Raw genomic sequence first — 21,147 nt, forward strand, 5'->3', positions numbered from 1 at the left:
GTCGAACGCAGGAGAACCGCGAGTTAAGATTGCGGAATCGAGCGACACACGTTTAGCTAACGCATTGCGATTAGCCGATTGCGCTCCGATGCCTGCTCCATGCGCCCATTCCGATGCCCGAGCCTGAGGCCCCCGATCCGGCGCAAGCGCGCATCGCCGCGCTCGAGGCGGAGCTGGCGCTGGCGCGCAAGGCACTCAACGAAAGCCGTTCGCGCTATCGCCTCATCGTCAACAGCATCGTCGACTATGCGATCATCGCCACCGACCTGGACGGCAGGATAACCCTGTGGACGGAGTCGGCCTCCACGCTGTTCGGATGGTCCGAACAGGCGATGATCGGCCGCTCCATCGAGGAAATCTTCACCGAGGCGGATATCCTCGCCAAAGTACCGTCGGCGGCGATGCGCGCGGCCCTCGCCTCCAGCTCGACCCGGCAGGAGCGGTGGCATCGCCGCGCCGACGGCATGCACTTCTTCGCCTCGGGAGAAGTCATGGTCTTGCGAGACGACAGCGATGCTTTGGCGGGCTTCCTGCACATCCTTCGCGACCGTACCGAAGAGCGACGCATCCAGCATGAGCTGGAGGCGAGCCGCGAGCGGCTGGACTATGCTCTCAATTCGTCCGCGCTGGTCGGCACGTGGGACTGGGACGTCGTCAACGATCTCGTCTATGCCGACGACAAGTTCCGCGATTTCTTCGGATTGCCGACATCCGCAGCGACGGGCCCGCTGCCTATCGAACGGTTTCTGGAGGGTGTCCACCCCGAAGACCGGGAGACGGCCAGAACCCGGATCATGGCCGCCAAGATATCGGGCCAGCCCTTTACGCTGGAATACCGCACCATCGACCGTATGGGCGATGTCCACTGGGTATCGGCACAGGGGCGCTGCTTCCACGATGCGCTCGGCGATCCGATCCGGTTTCCCGGGGCCATCATCGACATCACGCAGGAAAAGCGACGGCGCAACATGCAGGCCGCGCTGCTGCGCCTGGGCGACGAAGGCGTCGAGCAGCTCGGCGATTCGATCGACTATTCCGTGCGCTCGCTGGCGATCATAGGGGAGACGCTGGAGCTGGGCCAGGTGGGATACGCCGCCATCACCGATGACGGCCAGTATTTCGCGGTCACCGCGCAATGGACCGACGGCGTTTCGCCCGCCATCCCGCCGCACGGGAAGATCGGCCGGATCGAACGGCGGCTGGTGGATCGGCTCACGCAGGACGGAACGCTGGTTGTGGAAGATGTGCACCTGCACCCAGCCACCCGCGAAAACATGGAGTTCTGGCAAGGGTTGAACGTCGCCGCCATGATCAACATGGCGGTGGTGGAAGACGGCCGTGTGCGGATCATCCTGTTTCTTTTCAGCTCCCGCCCCCGCAACTGGGACGAAGAGGAGCTCGCTTTCGTCCGCGACATCCTCAACCGTGCGTGGACCTACAGCCGCCGCCGGCTCGCGGAGCGGCGGCTGATCGAAACCGAAACGCGGCTCCGCCTGGCGCAGGAAGCCGCGGATATCGGCACGCTCGACTATCGCCCCTTGTCCGGCGCGTTCGACATGGACGAAAGATGCAGGGCCATCTTCGGCGTTGCCGGGACGGCCGAGCCGATCTTTCCGGACGATCTCCTTGGGTCGATCGCGCCGGAAGACTGTCCCGTGCTTCGGGTCCAGGTGGAGAAGGCGCTCGGCTCCGGCACGGAAAGCCTTCTGGACCTGCAGTTCCGGACCTTCAATCGGGTCGACGGCGGCATCCGGCACATCCGCCTGGAAGCGCAGACCGTTGCCGAAGAGGGGCGCGTCGTCCGCTTCGTGGGGGCGGTGCATGACGTGACGGAGGAGAGGACGGCACAGGACAGGCAAGCCTTGATGACGCGGGAACTGCGACACCGGGTCAAGAACACGCTTGCCATGGTAGAGGCGCTGGCCGGGCTGACCATGCGCCGGGCAGCCACCCCGCGCGAGGGGCTCGCCGCGTTCGTCGCCCGGCTGGCCGCCCTGCGCGAGGCGCACGAAATCCTGACGACGACCAGTTGGACCAGCGCGCCGCTGCGCGCCGTCGTCGACCGGATCATGGCCGGCCGCGATGCGACGAAGGCCAAGCGTATCCGATATGGCGGGCCCGACGTGCATCTGTCGGCCCGGCAGAGCCTTGCCCTTTCACTGACCCTTTTCGAGATGCTGTCGAACGCGATGCGCTACGGATCCCTGAGCGGCGGGACGGGGATCGTCGATCTCGGCTGGTCGGTCTCGATGACGCCTTCCGGCCCGCACCTCCGGATGATCTGGAAGGAGCGGGGTGGCCCGACGGTCCAGCCGCCGCGCCGCTTCGGGCTGGGCCTGAAGCTGATCCGGCAGTCCCTTCCGGTCGAGATCGGTGGAACGGTCGACCTGACCTTTCCCCCGGACGGAGCCAGCCTCGTCATCGAGGCGCCGGTGCATCTCGGCCCGGACGAGGCTGAAAACCGCGGGGACGGGCCGCCGAGGGATGCCGCAGAAAGACCTTAAACGGCGATATCGATGACGCCGGCTTCGCCGGATTCCGTGCCGAATGCCAAAAGCCGGCCCTCACGGTGCCAGCTCATGCCGTTCACCGAACCCTTGCCGCCGCGACGCAGCAGCGCCTCCTTCTGGTCGGCGAAGCGAACCGCAAGGACCATTCCGTCCGCATAGCCGATGGCCAGGATATCGTCGCCCGGGTGGCACGCCACGCTGGTGACCATCGTGTCGCCGCGCGTACCCAGTTCCAGCGGCGCCTTGCCCATCGGACCTTCCTTGCCGGAGAATGGCCAGAGGATCGCCGCCGGGGCTCCCGTCGTGGCAAGATACCTGCCCTTCGCCGACCAGGACCAGCCTTTCACCTTCGACGGATAACCCGTCATGCGCATGTGCTTTCCGTCGTCCAGGCGCCAGCCATGTAGAGCGTTTTCCTGCATGGCCGTCACCAGGAACCGCCCATCGGGAGAAAAGCCGACGGACATGTGCGCGCCCTTCCACTCCAGGCCGGTCGGCGGCGTCTGCATCGCCGGAAACCAGAGGCTCGCGCCGTCGTAGCGCGCAAAGGCGACGCGCATGCCCTTCGGTGCAAACGCGACGTCCTCGGCCGAGCGGTCGTGCGTATGCGTCTTCATGGTGCCGTCCGGCAGGCGGACATGGACCGTGCGACCGGAGGTGAAGGCGACGGCGCCGGACGGACCTCCGGCGACCGAGGATATCCATTTGCGGCCGATAGAGGCCAGCTCTACGGCCTGGCCATCGACGCCGAGCGCGACCACGCGCCCGTCTTCGCCGCCGCAGAGGAGACGGTTGGACGTTTCGTCATGCCTGGCCACTACCAGGCCGGCCGGGTTTGTCTCGATGGCGGTTTCCCCACCCTGCATCCGCCGGACTGTACCGTCGGCGAGCGCAAAGAAAGGGACGTCGCCGAGGAAGGTGGCGCAGGCGACGAAGGTGTCGAACTCGTACGGGGCGATCTGTGGCATCAGGCGGGCGTCTTCGCTTCCGCCCTGCAGGCCATGAAGCCGGCTTCCAGCCGCGCACGATCCAGTTCGCGGCCGATGAAGACGAGCCGGCTTTCACGCGGCTCCCCGTCCCGCCACTTGCGCTGGTGGTCACCCTCGATGATCATGTGCACGCCCTGCACAACATAACGGTCCGGATCCCCTGCAAAGGCGATGATGCCCTTCAACCGCAGGATGTTCGGCCCCTCGGTCTGGGTCAGTGCCTGTATCCAGGGAAAGAATTTCTTCTCATCCATCTCGCCGCCCTTGAGCGAGATCGACGTCACCGTGACGTCGTGGATGGCCGCCGCCTCGCCGTGGTGGTGATGGCCATGGTCGTGATGATGATGGTCATGATCGTGGTCGTCATGATGATGATGATGGTCGTGGTCGCAGTCCGGCCCGCAGACATGGTCGTCATGCGCGTGGGCGGCCTGCTCCAGGAAGGCGGGGTCTTCGTCCAGCACCCGCGCAAGGTCGAAGGCTCCCTGGTCCAGCACACGGGCAAGGTCCACCTCGGCCCGGGCGGCGCGGTGGATGCGGGCATGCGGATTGATGGCGCGCACGGTGGCCTCGACGGCGGCAAGCTCTTCGGCGGTCACGAGATCCGTCTTGTTGACGATGACGACGTCGGCGAAGGCGATCTGGTCTTCGGCCTCGCGCGAGTCCTTGAGGCGCAGCGGAAGGTGCTTGGCGTCGACGAGGGCCACGACGGCGTCGAGGCGCGTGCGGGCGCGCACGTCGTCGTCCATGAAGAAGGTCTGCGCCACGGGCACCGGGTCCGCCAGACCGGTGGTCTCGACGATGATCGCGTCGAACCGGCCCTTGCGGCGAACCAGCCCTTCCACCACGCGCACGAGATCGCCTCGCACGGTGCAGCAGATGCAGCCGTTGTTCATCTCGTAGATTTCCTCGTCGGTCTCCACGATCAGGTCGTTGTCGATGCCGATCTCGCCGAACTCGTTGACGATGACGGCATAGCGCTTGCCGTGATCGCCGGTCAGGATGCGGTTCAACAGGGTGGTCTTTCCCGAGCCGAGATAGCCGGTCAGTACCGTTACGGGAACCTGTTCGGCGGCGGCGTTATCTGTGCGCGACATGGGCTTGCCTGTCTCCTGCGGATAGGTTGGACACCGATATAAGGAGCCGGCGCTGCGATTGCACGGATGATTTTGGAGGGGAAGCGGCTTCTGGCCGCGCTTCCTATGGACGGACCGCCGGCGCCCCTGCAAGAGTGACGCGACGGACGAGTGCGGAAAGGCCAGGCATGAAGAAGGGCAAGACATCCATCCTGCGGCAGCTGACCGTTACCGCACGGGCGGAACGCCAGTTGCTGGCGCGGCATCTGGCCGGCCTCGGCCTGCATCCGGGCCAGGACGCGCTGCTTCTTGCGCTCGCCGCGCGCGACGGACAATCGCTGGCTGAACTTGCCGCCGGCCTGGGTGTGTCCGCGCCCACCGTCACCAAGACGGTCGGGCGCATGTCCGCCGAAGGTTTCCTCGAAAAGCGCGCGTCGACCGAAGACCGGCGCCAGAACTTCGCTTTCCTGACCGACAGCGGCCGCCTGGCCGCAAGCGCCGTCAGGCGGGCGCGCCGCGACATGGAGGAGACGGCGCTCGCCGGATTCAGCCAGAAGCAGCGCAGGCGCCTGCGCAAGCTCCTCGGCAAGATGGACCGCAACCTGGCGCCGGCCGCCGCCGAAAGCGGCGAAGAGGGGGAAGCGTCGCACTCCTCTGTTGCATGAAAAGCGGTCCATCGCTTAAGGATCGTTCAGGCAGATTCACTGCCGGATCGAATGTCTCGGGAGATCGGTGGCTCAAAAGGTCAAATTGTCGACGATTGCGGAGGCGCTCGGCCTGTCCACCGCAACCGTGTCCCTGGCGTTGCGTGACAGCCCGCTGGTGGCCGAGTCGACCCGTGAGCGCATCAAGGAAGAGGCGCGCGCCTCCGGCTACATCTACAACCGGCGCGCAGCGAGCCTTCGCACGTCGAAATCCGGCATCATCGGCGTCTGCGTCAGCGACATCATGAACCCGTTCTTCGGCGAGATCCTGAAGGCCATCGAGAACGAGCTCGACCGGCATCGCCAGACCTTCGTCCTGTGCAATCACTACGACCAGCTCTCCAAGCAGCGCGCCTTCGTGGACACGATGCTGCAGCTCGGCGCAGACGGCCTCATCATGTCTCCGGCCATCGGGACGCCCGCTCCCGACATCCACCTTGCCGAACAGAACGACCTGCCGGTCACCCTCATCGCCCGGACGGTCGAGGGCTGCGGCGTCACGTCCTTCAGCGGCGACGACAGCTATGGCATGCGTCTTGCCGTCAATCACCTGATCGGCAAAGGCTATCGTCGCATCGCCATGGTGGGCGGCACGGACCTTACCTCCACCGGCCGCGAGCGCGAGCGCGGCTACCGCGAGGCATTGGCCGAGGCCGGAATCGACTATCGGCCGGAATGGCGGATCCCTGGACCGCGCAGCCGACATTCGGGCTTCGACGCCGTCGCGGGCTTCCTGCGGCTGCCCGAGCGGCCCGATGCGGTCGCCTGCTTCTCCGACCTCGTCGCGCTCGGCTTCATGTATGGGCTGGCCCGCGAGGGCCTTCGTCCCGGCGTGGACATCGCGGTGACGGGCTATGACGATATCGACGAGGCGGCCATCGCCATGCCGTCGCTGACCACCGTCGCCAACGGCCAGAGCGAGGTGGGCCGGCGCGCCGCGGCCGCGCTGCTGGCCCGGCTCAACGGCGCCCCTGCCGTCGAGTCCGTCGAGTTGATCACACCGCAGATCAAGGTCAGGCAATCCACGGAAGGGCCTTGACGACAGGCCCTTATCCACAAGAAGGAAACGACTGAAAATGGCAGACCTCAAGACAGTGCCCGTGCTCGTCCCGATCGGCTTTCACGCCGAATCTCGCAAAGCCCTGGAGGCGCTGTTCTCGGTCCGGGAATTCCAGAAACGCGACCTTTCCGAACTGTCGGAGGACGAGAAAGCCGCAATCCGCGGCATAGCATCCTTCGGCAACGTTTCCGCTTCGATGATGGACGCGCTTCCGGCGCTGGAGATCGTCGCGAGCTTCGGCGTCGGCTACGACAGCGTCGATGCGGCCCATGCCGCTTCCAAAGGCATCATGGTTACCAACACGCCCGATGTCCTGACGGAGGAGGTCGCCGACACCGCACTTGGCCTTCTGCTGATGACGGTGCGTGAATTGCCGCAGGCCGAGCGCTACCTGCGCGCCGGAAAATGGGAAGGGGAAGGCCCCTACCCGCTGACCCATGGCACGCTGCGCGGCCGCACCGTTGGCATCATGGGGCTCGGTCGCATCGGCATCGCCATCGCCAGGCGCCTCGAGAGCTTCGGCGTCGCGGTGGCCTATTTCAACCGTCGCAAGCGAGACGACGTGCCCTACGCCTATCATGGGTCGCTGGAAGAGCTCGCCGGCGCCGTCGATACCCTGATCGTCGCCGCGCCGGGCGGCGCGTCCACGGACAAGGCCATCGATGCTGCGGTGCTGAAGGCGCTCGGACCGAATGGCATTCTCATCAATATCGGGCGGGGAACGACCGTGGATGAAGACGCACTGATCGCCGCGCTGCAGGACGGCACCATCATGGCGGCCGGCCTCGACGTCTTCGAAAAGGAGCCGAAGGTTCCGCAGGCGCTAATCGACCTGCCGAATGCCGTGCTTCTGCCGCATGTCGGGTCGGCCTCGCACCACACGCGCAACGAGATGGGCAACCTCGTCGTCCGGAACCTTCAAGCCTGGTTTTCCGGAAGCGACGTGCCGACACCCGTCGCCGAATGCGTCTCGGCCGGTGTCCGACGCCACGGTTAACCCTTAGGTAAGCTTAAGAAAGCTATACTTCCGGTCTTCCAACCGAAGAGGAGGGATCGCCATGAATTACGCCGTGATGGTTCTTTCGATCGGCCTGGCCGGTGTGATCGCGGTGTCGAACATGCAGGGCGCCACGGTGGCCGCGCACGAGTCGCTGCTGTCGTCGCTGTCGCCGTCGCCGGAGATCACCAATTCGACGCGACAGGCCGACGGCGCGGAGCGCAAGGCGCTCCGCTTCATCGATCTTCGTGACGGCGCGAGTTGCAAGGTTCCGGAGCCGACGGACGTCGACGGCTCCTGGCAGCGCATTCCCATGGGGCCGGATTGCGCGTCTTCGAGCGACCTTTCGAAGGCCGCCTACTGGCGCATCGGGGCGAATGGCACCTTGCTGATGGCGGACGACAGCGGCCGTACGGTGCTGGAGTTCTCGCCGGGCGACGGCGTCCTGTACGAAAGCGTCTACCCGGCAACGGCGCTCATCACCGTGGTGCCCGCCAAAAGCTAGAGCGTTTCGGCGATGAAACGACCGAGGGATCGGCTCTGCCGGCCCTCGGCATCGTAGTTCGAATCGTCGAGGTAGGCCGCATAGGCGGCGTCGAGCGCCGGCCATTCGCCGTCGATGATCGAATACCACGCCGTGTCGCGGTTGCGCTGCTTTACGATCATATGCTGGCGGAACAAGCCCTCGTAGCGGAATCCCAGCCGCCGTGCGGCTGCATGGGACGGCGCATTCTCGTCGTTGCACTTCCATTCGTAGCGGCGATAGCCGAGCTCGCCGAAGACGCGCCGCAAGACGAGGTGAAACGCCTCGCTGGCGATCCTGGTCCGCTGGAGGGCCGGCGAAAAGCAGATGTTGCCGATTTCGATGACGCCGTTCGCGCGGTCGATCCGCATGAGCGAGAGGACGCCAAGCGCCTTTCCGCTGTCGCGGTCGATCACGCTGTAGAAGCATGGATCGTCGCCGAAATAGGTGGCCTCGGCAAACCGCTCGAAGGTGTCGTAATCCGCGAAGGGCCCGTAGGCGAGATAGTCCCAGAGCCCTTCGCTGCCGGGCAGGGTGAACGCTTCGTGGAGGTCGCGCAGGTGGGCGCGGTCGATGCGTACGACATTCGCGAAGCGGCCGGCCATCGGCGCGTCGCCGGGGTGCGGACGCGGCGTGTAGTGCGAGAGGTCGGTGTGCATCCGGGTTCTCAGCCGCGCAGGGCGGCGGCTTCCGCCGCCAGGGCCGTGACGGCCGCGAAATCTCCCGCTGCGAGGCGGTCTTTCGGAGCGACCCAGGATCCGCCGACGCAGATCACGTTGGGCAAGGCGAGATAGTCGTGTACGTTGGCCGGCGAGACGCCGCCCGTGGGACAGAAGCTTATGTTCTGGAACACCGGGGCAAGCGCCTTGAGATAGGCGATGCCGCCCAGCTGCTCGGCCGGGAAGAACTTGAGGACTTCGTAGCCCTCCTCGATCATCGCCATCAGTTCGCTCGGCGTCGCCGCGCCGGGCAAAAGCGGCGCGTCGCCGGCCTTTGCGGCGTCCAGCACTTCTACCGTGGCGCCGGGCGATACGATGAAGGTGGCTCCGGCCTCTTCGGCGGCATCGTATTGCTGCGGGGTCAGGATCGTGCCTGCGCCGCAGATGGCTTCGGGCACGTCGGAAGCGACGGCGCGGATGGCGTCCAGCGCCGCAGGAGTGCGCAGCGTGATCTCGATCGCCGGAAGGCCGCCGGCTGCAAGCGCGCGGGCAAGGTCCACCGCGGCGGCGGCGCTTTCGACAGCGACCACGGGAATGACAGGCTGTCCCGTCAGGACCGTCCGCAAGGCATCCGTCTTCTGCGCCATCTCACTTCCTCTCCTGGACATACGGCAAGGGCATCGCGACTCGCTCGCCCGTGCTTTTAGAGTGTTTCGATATGAGTAGGAAACGCTCTACAGCATTTTGCGGCAGAGCGGGAGCGATCCGTCCGCCGTCAGCCCTTGATGACCGGGTCGCCCTGTGCGGCGACTTCGGGCCGGTCGTCCTCCAGCGCGGAAAGGAAAGCAGCGCACCAGTGGCCTGCGGTATTGCCGAACACGGTTCGCCGCAATGCCTCGTGACGCTCCTTGCGTTCGGAAAGAGACATCGTCAGCGCCCGTTGCATGGCCCTTGCCACATCTTCGGACGAGTAGGGATTGACGATCAGCGCTTGCCCCAGTTCCTCCCGCGCACCGGCAAACCGCGACAGCACGAGGACGCCGGGGTCGTTGCTGTTCTGGGCCGCGACATACTCCTTGGCGACGAGGTTCATGCCGTCGCGAAGCGGCGTCACCATGCAGACGCGCGCTGCACGGTAGATGCCGGCCAGGGCCCGGCGGGTAAAACCGCGCGTCATGATCTGGACCGGCGTCCAATCCAGCGTGGCGAAGCGCCCGTTGATGTTGCCGGCCAGTTGCTCCACCTCGACCCGCAGTTCCGCATAGGCGTCCAGCTCGGCACGCGACAGCGGCGCCACCTGCAGGAACTGCGATGCGCCGCGATTTTCAGGGTAGTCTTCCAGCAGCTGTTCGAAGCCGCGCAGCCGCTCGATGATCCCCTTGGAGTAATCCAGCCGGTCGACGCCTACGATCTGGTGCCGGCCATGGGCGATGTCGCGCACCATCTCCTCGTGCTCGACCGCCTCGGGGCTCAGCGCGAACTCGGCGAACCCTTCCGCGTCGATGCCGATGGGGAAGGCGCTGGCGCGGACGGTCCGGCCGGATACCCGGACCCTGTCCTTGTCGAGTTCCTCGCCGCCCAGTTCCTGCGTGCAGAAGGCCACGAAATTGCGCCTGTCCTGCGCGGTCTGGAAGCCTATGACGTCATAGGCCAGCATGGCGCGCACGAGGTCGTGGCTGGCCGGGAGTGCGGTCAGTATCTCCGGTGGGCAGAACGGTATGTGCAGGAAGAAGCCGAGCCGGCCATTGAAGCCGCATTGCCGAAGCTCGGAACCCAGGTAGAAGAAGTGATAGTCATGCACCCAGACGACGTCGCTTTCGTCGAGCTGGGGATACAGCCGTGCGGCAAAACGTTGGTTAACCGACCGGTAGATGCGGTCGGACTGGCGGTCGAACTGCGCTATATCGAGGCGGTAATGGAGCAGCGGCCAGAGCGAGCGGTTGGCATAGCCGTAATAGAAGCCGGCCAGTTCTTCCTTGTTGAGATCGATGGTGACGAGCGCCGTCGACCCCACGATCTCCGTCTTGAGTTCGCTGAACGTGCCCTGCGGCGAGACTTCGCCGCTCCAGCCGAACCACAGGCCGCCTCGCCTGCGCAGGGCATCCGCAAGGCCGACTGCAAGGCCGCCGGCCTTGCCCTCGTCATTGAGAGGGCCGACGCGGTTGGAAACCACGACGAGCCTTTTCGCCTCCCCGCTCATGTGCGCTCTCCAGCTTCTGCCAGCCAGCGTTCGACGGCCGAGACATCGGCCAGCCGCTCCGTTGCCGCGGTCGCGCCCTGCCCCACCTTGATGCCGGCACCATCCAGTTCCGGAACAACGGCGAATGCGAACTCATCCGTCGTGTCGTCACCGATATAGATCGGCTTGCGGCCGGCAAAGGGCGCGGCTTGCATCAGCCGGCGCAGGGCCGCGCCCTTGTCCATTCCGGCCGGATGGACCTCGACGATATTGTTGCCGCGCATGACTTTCAGGCCAGAAACCCCGGAGACGGCGTCGTCCATCAGGCGTTCGGCGTCCTGCCGGCGGTGGGGCGCCGTCCGGTAATGCAGGACAAGCGCCGTTCCCTTGTCCTCGAGCCTCAGATCGGCATCCCCGGCAACCCCTTCGGCAAGTGCGGCGCGGATGGGGTCCATATCCTCGGGACGGGCGATCCGCTCGACAGGGGCGCCCGGGCCTGAGCGAAGCTCCAGCCCATGGACGCCGGCGGCGGCGAATTCGAGCGGCGACAGGAAACGGTCGAGGTCGGCGATGCGCCGGCCGCTGACGATGGCGAGCGCGCCGGACAGCGCGGCCTGCAGCGCCATCAGACTTCGGAGCGTGCCCGAACGAATGGAAACGGCTGACGGATCGTCGACGAAATCGACGAGCGTTCCATCGAAGTCGAGGAACAGGGCATGGCGACTGAAATCGATTTGGGTTCTGGCTTGCATCTCGCCCCTGAACATAGGCGAACGGTCTGCGATAGCCACCCCCATCGGCTGCAAACGGACGAAGGCCGGGGTTATCGCCCGGCCTTCCGCAACGCTCAGGCGGCCTGGCGCGCCGCCTGCTCCGCCGCCTCTTCGCGGACTTCGTTCACCGTCGGGAGCGAAGGCGCGACATGACGGCTGCCGGGCATGTCGCCGGCCAGTTCCGCCGCGATGGTGTCGGCCGTGATGGCCGACAAGGTCCAGCCCAGATGGCCATGGCCGGTATTGTAGTAGACGCCCTTCGCATGGCCGCGGCCGACGCGCGGCATCATATCGGGCATCATGGGCCGCAGGCCCGCCCACGGCACGGACGAGGCCGTCGATACCCGCGGGAAGCGATGGCGGCACCATTCGACGAGCGGCCGGATGCGATCCATCTTGATGTCGCGGTTGTATCCGGCAAACTCGGCCGTACCGGCGATCCGAAGGCGATTGCGGCCGAGGCGGCTGGTGACGATCTTGGCCTTGTCGTCCAGGAGGCTGACCCAGGGGGCGCCCTGCTGGCTTTCGTGATCTTCGAGATTGACGGTGATCGAGTAGCCCTTTACCGGATAGATGTTGACGCGGTCTCCCAGCATGGAGGCGAAACGGCGGCTTTCGACACCCGCGCAGATGACGACGGCGTCGAAGCGCTGGTGCGTCGCTTCCGACGCGTCGGCCAGCGAACTGGATACGGTGACGCCCTCGGGCCCATGCCGCAGCCGGGAGACGTTCGCCTCGTAGACGAAGGTTACGCCCTTGCGGCGGCAGGCATCGGCCAGCCCGCGCGTGTAGCGGTGGATATCGCCGGTGAAATCGCTTTCGGTGAAGAAGCCGCCATAGAACTTGCCGGCCAATGCCGGCTCGATGTCATGGATTTCGCTGTCGCCGAGTGCGCGGCGATCGAGCCCGCCCTGCTTGTAGAGCTGGCTGACGCGGCTCGCATGCTCGAATTCGGACTTGGACTCGTAGACATGGAGGATGCCGCGCTTCTCGACGTCGAAGCCGAAGCCCTCGGCCTCGGCCATCTCCAGGAGATGGCGGCGCGCGGCGATCGCCATCTTGACCGTCGCTATGGTGTTTTCTTCGTAATTGCGGGCCGCAAGGACGAACTCCGCCATCCAGGACAGCTTGTGCCAGGTCGGCGCCGGGTGCACCAGCAAAGGCGCATCCTTCTTCAGCATCCATTTCACGCCCTTGATGAAGGTGGACGGCGAGTTCCATACCTCGGCGTTGGACGCCGAAAGCTGCCCACCATTGGCGAAGGACGTTTCCATGGCCGCATAGGGATTACGGTCGAAGACCGTAACGTCCATGCCCTGCTTCATGAGCTTGTAAGCGGTTGTCACGCCGGTGATACCGGCGCCGATGACGGCAACTGAGGTCACGACAGATCCTTTCGGCCGCGGCTGTGCGCGGCGCTGACTGCGTGCCCCATCCGTCATTGGCCTGAGAGCTTCACGTTGCGCGAGTCAGTCCCGCAACGCTTTCTCCTTCGGCGGGCCGCGTTGCCGCGACCACTCTCCGGATGTTTAACGCCGCGCGGTCCTTCTGCCTGAGAGATTCCGGGGCGGTTGCTCCTTCGGCGCCGGCCGTTAAAGGCCAGTCTCTCCCGCAAGCGGCGTGTAGGGACTTTATACACATTGCCGCACCGAGCGGCAAGATTAACTTTTAGGCACTGTTCGAGTGTGCACCGTCTACTTCCAGTTATCTCACCCGATACGACGTCCGTCCCTGTCGAAATGATGCAGGCCCGCAATGTCGGCGACCGCGGTGAAGGCTTCGCCGATATTGCGCCTCTGATATCCGGGCATGCGTACCGCGATCGGCGCCGTCAGCCCGTCCCGCAGGCCGTAGAGATAGGTTTCCGCTCCGACCATCTCGACGGCGCTGACCTTGAGATCCAGCCCCAGTTCCCCCGGGCCGGCGCGCTCGGCAAGGCGCATATGCTCGGGCCGCACCCCGATCGTGTCCGCCGTGCCCGGCTGGCCGGCCATGTTCGACAGGGCGCCCGTAGGCACGAGGTTCATGGCGGGAGAGCCTATGAAGCTGGCGACGAAAAGACTGGCCGGTCGCTCGTAGACCTCGAGCGGAGTACCGACCTGCTCGATTCGTCCCCCATTCAGCACCACCAGCCTGTCGGCCAGCGTCATGGCTTCGAGCTGGTCATGGGTGACGTAGAGGCTCGTGGTCCCGAGGCGCGCCTGCAAGGCCCGGATCTCGGCGCGCATCTGCACGCGCAGCTTGGCGTCGAGGTTGGACAGCGGCTCGTCGAACAGAAAGGCGGCCGGCTCCCGCACGATGGCGCGGCCCATGGCCACGCGCTGCCGCTGGCCGCCGGACAACTGCCGCGGCTTGCGATCGAGGAAATCGGAAATCTCCAGGATCGCGGCGGTATCGGCGATCCGCTTCTCGATCTCGGCCTTCGGCGTCTTGCGGTTGCGCAGGCCGTAGGCCAGGTTCTGGCGCACGCTCATATGCGGATACAGCGCATAGTTCTGGAACACCATGGCGATGTCCCTGTCGGCGGGCTCGACATCGTTGACGAGGCGATCGCCGATCCGGCATTCGCCGCTGGTGATGGTTTCCAGCCCAGCCACCATGCGCAGCAATGTCGACTTGCCGCAGCCGGACGGTCCGACGAGCACGACGAACTCGCCATCCGCCACGTCGAGGGAAATGCCCTTCACCGCCTCCTGTCCGCCGGGATAGACCTTGCGGACCGTGTCCAGAACGATGGACGCCATTTCCTATTTCTCCGTTTCCGTAAGGCCGCGCACGAACAGCTTCTGCATGGCGATGACGACGATGACCGGCGGCAGCATGGCCATCACGGCGACGCCCATGACGAGATTCCAGACCGGCTCCGAATCGACGGCCCGCGCGATGCGCTGGATACCCATGACGACGGTGTAATAGTCGGGCTGGGTGGTGACGAGCAGCGGCCACAGATACTGGTTCCATCCATAGACGAAGAGGATGACGAACAGCGCCGCCGTCGAGGTGCGGGTCAGCGGTATGACGATATCCCACAGGAACTTCAGCGGCCCCGCCCCGTCTATCCGAGCCGCCTCCAGCATTTCGTCCGGAATGGACAGGAATACCTGCCGGTACAGGAACGTCGCCGTCGCGCTGGCGATCAGCGGCACGACGAGCCCCGCATAGGAGTTGAGCAGCCCGAGCCCCGCGACGACCTGGAATGTCGGGACGATTCGCACCTCCACCGGCAGCATCAGGGTCATGAAGATCGCCCAGAAGGCCACCATGCGGAAGCGGAAGCGGAAGTAGACGATGGCGAAGGCCGACAGGATGCAGATGACGATCTTGCCGAAGGCGACCCCGAGCGCCATCACCAGCGAATTGAGCATCATCGGCAGCACCGGCGGCAGCCCGTTCCGGCTGGCTCCGTCCGACAGGATCAGGCTGTAGTTCGTCCAGAATTCGCCGCCCGGCCAGAACGGCGCGATGCCGCTGTTGAGCCGGAACGACGTATGGGTGGATGCGACGAAGGCGATCCAGACCGGAAACAGCACGAGCGCGACCCCGAGGATCAGGATCGCATGTGTGAGGAACGTATAGAGGGGGCGGTTCTCAACCATGGTTCGGCGCCTCGTCAGTAATGCACGCGCCGTTCCACGAAGCGGAACTGCACCACGGTCAGAAGGATCACGACGACGGTCAGCACGACCGACTGGGCGGCGGACGAGCCGAAATTCTGCCCGAGAAAGCCGTCCGTATATGCCTGGTAGACCAATGTCGTCGTCTGGCGGCCCGGCCCGCCCTCCGTCGTCGTATCGATGATGCCGAACGTGTCGAAGAAGGCGTAGACCATGTTGACGACGGACAGGAAGAAGATCGTCGGCGACAGCAATGGCAGGGTGATCGTGAAGAAGCGCTTGGCCGGACCGGCGCCGTCCATGGCCGCAGCCTCGATCAGCGAGCGCGGTATGGACTGAAGCCCTGCCAGGAAGAAGATGAAATTGTACGAAATCTGCGCCCAGCTTGCCGCAATGATCGTCAGCAGCAGGGCCTGGTTGCCATTGGTGAAGTGGTTCCAGCTTATGCCGAAGCCGCGCAGCGTATAGGCGAGGATGCCCACCGAGGGGTTGAACAGGAACCACCAGAGCACGCCGGCCACCGCCGGCGCCACGGCATAGGGCCAGATCAGCAGCGTCGAATAGGTGGTCCGGCTGCGGATCATCCGGTCCACCGCCGAGGCGAAGGCCAGCGAGACGCACAGCGTGATGATGGCGACGGATGCGGCGAAGATCGCCGTCACCTGCACCGATTCCCAGTACCGTGCCGAACGGAACAGCGCGGTGAAATTATCCCCTCCGACGAAGCGCTCCCCGAATCCGAATGCATCGGAGCGATACAGGGATTGCCGCACGGCCTGGATGGCCGGCCAGAAGAAGAAGATCGCCGTGATCGCCAATTGAGGGGCGAGCAGCAGGATCGGCAGTGCGGTGCCGCCGAAGGTGACGCGCTTCTGTGCCATGCGGCCCCTGCCTACCTCTTGTCAGGATGAATGATGGAAAGGGGCCGCCGCCCTCCGGCAACGGCCCGGTCTTGACCCGCGAGGCTGCGCCTTACTGGTGCTGGGACTCGAACTCGCGCAGCATCTCGTTGCCGCGCTCCTGTGCCGACCTGACCGCGTCCTCGGCGCTCTTCTGCCCCCCGAGCGCGGCTTCGAGCTCTTCCTCGAACATGGTGCGGATCTGCACGTAGTTACCGAAGCGCAATCCGCGCGAATTGTCCGTCGGCGCGTTCAGCGTCACTTCCTGGATGGCGGTGTCGGCGCCGGGATTCTGTTCGTAGAAGCCCGCAGCCTTCGTCGCCTCGTAGGCGGCCTGCGTGATCGGCAGGTAGCCCGTGCTCTGGTGCCACTCGCTCTGGATATCGGGTTGCGACAGGAACGAGAGGAACTCCGCGACGCCCTTGTAGCTGTCGTCGTCCTTGCCGCGCAGCACCCACAGCGAGGCTCCGCCGATGATCGAGTTCTGCGGCGCGCCCTCGATGTCGTCGTAATAGGGCATCATGCCGTAGCCGACGTCGAAATCGGCATTGGCGGTGATCGATGCCCGCCCGGCCGAGGATTCCAGCAGCATGGCGCATTCGCCGGAGTTGAAGGACGGACCGGCGGTGTTGGTGCGGCCGCGATACTGGAAGGCTCCGCCCTCCTGCCAATTTACCAGGTTGGCCCAGTGCTTGGCGACGAGGCCCGCCTCGTCGAACTCGAACACGGCGTCGAAACCGGCCATGCCGTTCTGCTGCGTGGCGATCGGCTTGTTATGCCAGGCTGACAGGTTCTCGAGGTTCACCCAGGCCGGCCAGGTCGTGGTGAAGCCGCAGGTCTTGGTGCCGGAGGTCACGATCTTCTGCGCCGCCTCGGCCAGTTCGTCCCACGTCTTGGGCGGCTGCGAGGCATCGAGGCCGGCGGCCTCGAAGGCATCCTTGTTGTAGTACAGGATGACCGACGAGGAATTGAACGGGAAGGAAAGAAGTTCGCCGTCGCCCGTCTGGTAATAGCCGGTCACCGCCGGCAGATAGCTTGCCGGATCGAACGTCTCGCCCGTGTCGGTCATCAGTTCCTGCACGGGGTAGATCGCGTCGCGCGCCGCCATGAAGGTTCCGGTGCCGACCTCGAAGACCTGCAGGATGTGCGGCTGCTCGCCCGCACGGAACGCCGCGATCGCCGCCGTCATCGATTCCGGGTAGGTTCCGCGGTAGAGCGGCACGACCTTGAATTCGGACTGGCTCTCGTTGAACCGGTTCGCCAGGCCTTCGAGCTTCTGCCCGAGTTCGCCCGACATGGAGTGCCACCACTGGATCTCCGTCTGCGCCGCGGCGTGGCCGGCCGTCAGCAGAAGCGCGGACATCGCCGCCGCCATTACCCCGATTTTCTTCATAGGTTCCAATCTCCCAACGCTGCGACCGTTCACGGTCCTGCCGGTGGGCTCCTCCTAGCCCATGCCGGCAAACAGCTCGGTGACAAACCTAAGATAGTTTCATGACAGGGCAACGCCCTGAACCTAAAGTTGTATTTCCATCCACAGCTCCGTTCGATGCGGGCTATCGCATCAGCGCTTCCCTCGGGGGAAGCGCTTTTCATCCTCCAGGACGTTCAGATCCATGTGGTTGCGCATGTATCGTTCGGATGCGCGCTGGAGCGGCTGGTAGTCCCAGGGATAGTATGCGCCGTTGCGGAGCGCCGCATAGGTGATGTGTCGCCGGGCCTGGCTTTCCCGGACGGCGGCGTCGAACGCCTCGAGATTCCACAGGGCGTCCATCTCCGACGACAATGCCGCCAAAGTCGCCGCATGCGCCGGATCGGCGGCAAGATTGGTCAGTTCCGACGGATCGGCGGACAGGTCGAACAGCTGGTCCGGATCGGCCTTGCAACGGTTGAGCTTGTATGGGCCCGACCGCAGCGAGACCATCGGGGCGACAGACCCTTCCGCGGCATATTCCATGCGCACCGGGGCGCGGCCGCCCTCGAGCGTCTCGAACAGGGATACGCCGTGCAGCCATGGGGCCAGCGCGCCGAGGGGCCGGCCCGCGATCTCGGACAATGTCGGCATGACATCCATGGTGGAAACCGGCGTCCGGCAGAGACCGGGTCCGAGGCCCGGCGCCGCCAGCATCAGGGGCACGCGCGCGGACCCTTCGTAGAAGTTCATCTTGAACCACAATCCGCGCTCGCCCAGCATGTCGCCGTGGTCGGAGACGAACAGCACGGCGGTGTTGTCCGCCATGCCGGTGCGCTCGAGGATACCCAAAAGGTCGCCGACCTTGTCGTCGACATAGGAGAGGTTGGCGAAATAGGCCCGGCGCGCCCTGGCCACCATCTCAGGCGCGATGTCGTAGGCCTCGTCCTGGCAAGCCGCCATCAGGCGCGCCGTATGCGGATCCGGATCCTGCATGCGGCCGACCTCCGGTTGCAGGGCCGGGCAATCGGCATAGAGATCGTGAAAGCGCCGGCGAGCCACATAGGGATCGTGGGGATGGGTGAAGGAGACGGTCAGGCAGAAGGGCCGGTCATCCTGGCACCGCGACAGATCGTAGAGCCGCGCCGCCGCATGGAAGGCGACCTCGTCGTCATATTCGAGCTGGTTGGTGATCTCCGCGACCCCGGCGCCGGTTACCGATCCGAGGTTATGATACCACCAGTCGATGCGTTCTCCGGGCTTCGTATAGTCGGGCGTCCAGCCGAAATCGGCCGGATAGACGTCGGTGGTCAGCCGCTCCTCGAAGCCGTGCAACTGGTCCGGACCGACGAAATGCATCTTGCCGGACAGGATCGTGCGATACCCGGCAAGACGCAATTGATGCGCAAAGGTCGGAATCTCGGACGAGAATTCCGCCGCGTTGTCGTAGACGCGGGTCGCCGACGGAAGCTGCCCGCTCATGAACGACGCTCTTGCCGGGGCGCAGAGCGGGCTGGCCGTATAGGCATTGGCGAAGCGCATGGAGCGGGCGGCAAGCGCCCGCAGGTGCGGAACATGGAGGAAGTCGGCGGGGCCGTCCGGAAACAGTGTGCCATTGAGCTGATCGACCATGACGATCAGGATATTCGGTCGGCGGAATGCCATGCAGATGCCTCAACCTCCGATCGCGGCCTTGACGGCCGGGAGCCCCGGCTCGCCCGACAGCGTCGTCACTCCGTCCAGCCAGCCGTCCAGCACGTCAGGATTGGCGGCAAGCCATTCGCGCGCCGCGGCCCGCGGCTCGGTCCCCTCGGCCAGCTTCGCCATCATCTCGTTTTCCATGTCGATGTCGAAGACGAGCTTCTCGAAGAATCCGGCCGCATTCGGACATTCGTCCGCATAACCGGTGCGGGCTAGGGTAAAGACTTCGGCGCCGCCGTAATTCGGGCCGAAGAAATCGTCCGCCCCCGACAGGTAGGTTATGTCGAAGCTGTTGTTCATGGGATGCGGCGCCCAGGCCAAAAACACCACCCACTGCTTGCGCCTCTCGGCGCGCGAGACCTGCGAGAGCATGCCCTGCTCGGACGAGGCGGTCAGCTCCCATCCGGACAGGCCGAAGGCCGGATCGGCGATCATCTTCTGAATATTCTCGTTGGCGGGCGCACCAGCCTCGATGCCATAGATGCGCGAGCCGAACTTGTCGGCATGCGCCGCAATATCCTTCACGTCCCCGACGCCTTCGTCGGCGACATATTTCGGAACGGCAAGGGTGAACTTCGCTCCTTCGAGGTTGCGCGCCAGTTCGTCCGCGGCGCCCTTGTCGTCGAGATCCTTGCGGAAGGCCGTCTGGGCCGGCATCCAGTTGCCGAGGAAGACGTCGATCTCCTTGTTGGCCAGGGCCTGGTAGCCGATCGGCACGGACAGGGTCTTGACGTCGGCGGTGTAGCCGAGCCCTTCCAGCACCACCGAGGCCAGCGCGTTCGTCGATGTGATGTCGCTCCAGCCGGGATCGGACAGGCGCACGGTTGCGCAGCTCTGCGGATCGTTGGCCTGTGCGGTTCCGGCAGACAGGAGGCCCATCAGCGCCACGCCTATGAATCGGTTCATGACTTGCTCCATTATGGTCGTGGCCCGGTTGCGGTTGAACGAGCCTTCAATGCGGTGAGAACCGACACGCTTTTCGATGCGAGAGCAACCCTGAGGTTTTCGCCTTCGCCCCTTTGATGCCAATTTTGCCATCTAACCGCGAACAAACGCCGATTATGCTGCACGGCACAATAAACTTGTCGCACCGCCATCGTGCCCGTATCCTGCGACCATCGACCGAAAGTTCGAGGAGCCCCTATGTCTTCGGGTGCATGCGATATCAGCCTTGTGGTTTCGTCGCGCAACCGCGCCTATGGCCTCACCTCCTGCCTGGAGGCGATCGGCCGCGCAGCGCGGGCGGCAGAGTCGCTTTCGGTCGAACTGGTCTTCGTGGACAACGGCTCGACCGACGACACCAGCGCCGTCGTCTCGGCCTGGGCGGCGTCGGCGCCGCTGCCTGTCCGCCTGCTGCACGAGGCTCGCCCCGGTCTGGCGGTCGCACGCAATACCGGCATCGCGGCAGCGCGTGGTGGGTTGATCGCCTTTACCGACGATGATTGCGAGCCGGAACCCGGCTTCTTCCCGGCGCTGTCGCAGGCCTTCGCCGCCGACGAGGGCCCGGTGCTGCGCGGCGGACGGGTGGAGCTCGGCGACGCCCGAGACCTTCCCGTCACCATAAAGCCCGACATCGAGCCCGCCACGCTGGACCGCACGCTGCATCCCGGCGGCTTCATCCACGGCTGCAACATGGCCTTTCCGCGCACGCTGATCGAGGCCATCGGCCCGTTCGACGAGCGGTTCGGGGCCGGCGCGCCGTTCCGCTCCGGAGAGGATACCGACTTCACCCACCGCGCCTTCAAGGCCGGGTTTCCCGTGGTCTACTGCCCCGACATCGTGGTGCACCACTTCCACGGCCGCCGCATGCCGGAGGATATCCGCAAGCTGCAATCGGGCTACGCCTTCGGCAATGGCGCGCTCTATGCCAAATACCTGTTCGACCGCCGTTCCAACATGCGCGGCATGTTGCGCTGGGACATGCGGATGGCTGCGCGCGAGTTGTGGACGGGCCGGACGATGAGCGCCGAGATGGGGCTGACCTATCGCGACACCATGCGCGACAGCCTTTCGGGCATGATGTCGTACTGGCTCAACCGGCCGGCCGCCTGA

At 65.2% G+C, this 21,147-nt stretch carries 19 protein-coding genes and 2 riboswitches; of the genes, 6 read left to right on the forward strand and 13 right to left on the reverse strand.

Going from position 1 to position 21,147, the window contains the following annotated elements:
- Positions 1-113: 113 nt before the first annotated feature.
- A complete protein-coding gene (locus tag NDN16_RS19820; RefSeq protein ID WP_251115185.1) occupies positions 114-2,504 on the forward strand; it encodes a PAS domain-containing sensor histidine kinase in 2,391 nt (796 codons plus the stop codon).
- On the opposite strand, the gene NDN16_RS19825 is transcribed toward NDN16_RS19820, so the two are convergent.
- Positions 2,501-3,478, reverse strand: coding sequence for a WD40 repeat domain-containing protein (locus NDN16_RS19825; protein WP_251115186.1), 978 nt, complete (start codon positions 3,476-3,478; stop codon positions 2,501-2,503). The genes NDN16_RS19820 and NDN16_RS19825 overlap by 4 nt on opposite strands.
- Complete coding sequence (locus tag NDN16_RS19830) at positions 3,478-4,596, reverse strand: CobW family GTP-binding protein (protein WP_251115187.1); 1,119 nt, start codon at positions 4,594-4,596, stop codon at positions 3,478-3,480. The genes NDN16_RS19825 and NDN16_RS19830 overlap by 1 nt, the downstream gene beginning before the upstream one ends.
- A gap of 167 nt (positions 4,597-4,763) precedes the next feature.
- On the opposite strand from NDN16_RS19830, the gene NDN16_RS19835 reads away from it, so the two are divergent.
- The 4 genes from NDN16_RS19835 to NDN16_RS19850 all read left to right on the forward strand — a co-directional run bounded on the left by NDN16_RS19835 (position 4,764) and on the right by NDN16_RS19850 (position 7,841).
- Positions 4,764-5,240, forward strand: coding sequence for a MarR family winged helix-turn-helix transcriptional regulator (locus NDN16_RS19835; RefSeq protein WP_251115188.1), 477 nt, complete (start codon positions 4,764-4,766; stop codon positions 5,238-5,240).
- A gap of 67 nt (positions 5,241-5,307) precedes the next feature.
- Complete coding sequence (locus NDN16_RS19840; protein WP_251115189.1) at positions 5,308-6,318, forward strand: LacI family DNA-binding transcriptional regulator; 1,011 nt, start codon at positions 5,308-5,310, stop codon at positions 6,316-6,318.
- Positions 6,319-6,355: 37 nt separating this feature from the next.
- The gene (locus NDN16_RS19845) at positions 6,356-7,336 is read left to right on the forward strand and encodes a 2-hydroxyacid dehydrogenase (protein ID WP_251115190.1); all 981 of its coding nucleotides are present in this window, start codon (positions 6,356-6,358) and stop codon (positions 7,334-7,336) included.
- Positions 7,337-7,397: 61 nt separating this feature from the next.
- The gene (locus NDN16_RS19850) at positions 7,398-7,841 is read left to right on the forward strand and encodes a hypothetical protein (RefSeq protein WP_251115191.1); all 444 of its coding nucleotides are present in this window, start codon (positions 7,398-7,400) and stop codon (positions 7,839-7,841) included.
- Here NDN16_RS19850 and NDN16_RS19855 read toward each other — a convergent pair.
- The 11 genes from NDN16_RS19855 to choX form a co-directional block, all read right to left on the reverse strand.
- Complete coding sequence (locus NDN16_RS19855; RefSeq protein WP_251115192.1) at positions 7,838-8,518, reverse strand: GNAT family N-acetyltransferase; 681 nt, start codon at positions 8,516-8,518, stop codon at positions 7,838-7,840. The genes NDN16_RS19850 and NDN16_RS19855 overlap by 4 nt on opposite strands.
- An 8-nt stretch (positions 8,519-8,526) precedes the next feature.
- Positions 8,527-9,165: a 2-dehydro-3-deoxy-phosphogluconate aldolase gene (locus NDN16_RS19860; RefSeq protein WP_251115193.1), complete on the reverse strand. Its 639-nt coding sequence runs from the start codon at positions 9,163-9,165 to the stop codon at positions 8,527-8,529.
- Between the two features lie 128 nt (positions 9,166-9,293).
- A complete protein-coding gene (locus NDN16_RS19865) occupies positions 9,294-10,718 on the reverse strand; it encodes an alpha,alpha-trehalose-phosphate synthase (UDP-forming) (RefSeq protein ID WP_251115194.1) in 1,425 nt (474 codons plus the stop codon).
- Entirely contained in the window at positions 10,715-11,449 is a 735-nt protein-coding gene (gene otsB / locus NDN16_RS19870; protein WP_251115195.1) for a trehalose-phosphatase, read from the reverse strand. Before otsB ends, NDN16_RS19865 begins: the two co-directional genes overlap by 4 nt.
- Before the next feature lie 95 nt (positions 11,450-11,544).
- Positions 11,545-12,855 (reverse strand): D-amino acid dehydrogenase, encoded by a 1,311-nt coding sequence (locus NDN16_RS19875; RefSeq protein WP_251115196.1) that lies wholly within the window; start codon positions 12,853-12,855, stop codon positions 11,545-11,547.
- A gap of 47 nt (positions 12,856-12,902) precedes the next feature.
- A riboswitch (glycine riboswitch) is annotated at positions 12,903-12,998 on the reverse strand.
- A 2-nt stretch (positions 12,999-13,000) separates the two neighbouring features.
- A riboswitch (glycine riboswitch) is annotated at positions 13,001-13,092 on the reverse strand.
- An 87-nt stretch (positions 13,093-13,179) separates the two neighbouring features.
- Positions 13,180-14,214, reverse strand: a complete 1,035-nt coding sequence (locus tag NDN16_RS19880) for a sn-glycerol-3-phosphate import ATP-binding protein UgpC (protein ID WP_251115197.1) — start codon at positions 14,212-14,214, stop codon at positions 13,180-13,182.
- A gap of 3 nt (positions 14,215-14,217) precedes the next feature.
- The gene (gene ugpE, locus NDN16_RS19885) at positions 14,218-15,066 is read right to left on the reverse strand and encodes a sn-glycerol-3-phosphate ABC transporter permease UgpE (RefSeq protein WP_251115198.1); all 849 of its coding nucleotides are present in this window, start codon (positions 15,064-15,066) and stop codon (positions 14,218-14,220) included.
- A gap of 14 nt (positions 15,067-15,080) precedes the next feature.
- Positions 15,081-15,965 carry a sn-glycerol-3-phosphate ABC transporter permease UgpA gene (gene ugpA, locus NDN16_RS19890; RefSeq protein ID WP_251115199.1) on the reverse strand — a complete coding sequence of 295 codons (885 nt, stop codon included), beginning with the start codon at positions 15,963-15,965 and terminating at the stop codon, positions 15,081-15,083.
- A gap of 91 nt (positions 15,966-16,056) precedes the next feature.
- Positions 16,057-17,376 (reverse strand): sn-glycerol-3-phosphate ABC transporter substrate-binding protein UgpB, encoded by a 1,320-nt coding sequence (gene ugpB / locus NDN16_RS19895; RefSeq protein WP_251115200.1) that lies wholly within the window; start codon positions 17,374-17,376, stop codon positions 16,057-16,059.
- Between the two features lie 171 nt (positions 17,377-17,547).
- Positions 17,548-19,059, reverse strand: a complete 1,512-nt coding sequence (betC, locus tag NDN16_RS19900; RefSeq protein WP_251115201.1) for a choline-sulfatase — start codon at positions 19,057-19,059, stop codon at positions 17,548-17,550.
- Positions 19,060-19,068: 9 nt separating this feature from the next.
- Positions 19,069-20,001 (reverse strand): choline ABC transporter substrate-binding protein, encoded by a 933-nt coding sequence (choX, locus tag NDN16_RS19905; RefSeq protein ID WP_435301139.1) that lies wholly within the window; start codon positions 19,999-20,001, stop codon positions 19,069-19,071.
- Between the two features lie 237 nt (positions 20,002-20,238).
- On the opposite strand from choX, the gene NDN16_RS19910 reads away from it, so the two are divergent.
- Positions 20,239-21,147, forward strand: coding sequence for a glycosyltransferase family 2 protein (locus NDN16_RS19910; protein ID WP_251115203.1), 909 nt, complete (start codon positions 20,239-20,241; stop codon positions 21,145-21,147).

The sequence above is a fragment of the Aureimonas altamirensis genome (assembly GCF_023702225.1).
GTDB classification, from domain to species: domain Bacteria; phylum Pseudomonadota; class Alphaproteobacteria; order Rhizobiales; family Rhizobiaceae; genus Aureimonas; species Aureimonas altamirensis_B.